1 protein-coding gene is annotated in these 207 nt (G+C 40.1%); it reads left to right on the top strand.

Features of this window, described 5'->3' with window-relative positions:
* Positions 1–207, top strand: a 207-nt coding sequence (locus tag BU804_RS13335) for a hypothetical protein (protein WP_158025032.1), incomplete at both ends; no start/stop codon positions are given.

Below are 207 nucleotides of genomic sequence, written 5' to 3'. Positions count from 1 at the left end.
GAAATTGTAGGTCGTTGTATCAAAGAGTACATCCGCTCCATCCTTAGTACCCTCAATATCTCTTTTATCGACACAGTATTAAAAGAGATAGAAGGCAAGGTCCCTAAAAAAACAGTTGCAATGCTCGAGCAAAAAGTAAATCGGCTTCGAGACTATGTGTTGGGCTTATTGGGGTCCTTTCCGGAAGATCAAAAAAAAGCGAAAGAA

The organism is Candidatus Protochlamydia sp. W-9 (assembly GCF_001950615.1).
GTDB lineage: Bacteria > Chlamydiota > Chlamydiia > Chlamydiales > Parachlamydiaceae > Protochlamydia > Protochlamydia amoebophila.
The sequence above is the reverse complement of the archived record's forward strand: the minus strand, read 5'-3'. Positions and strand labels throughout refer to the sequence as shown.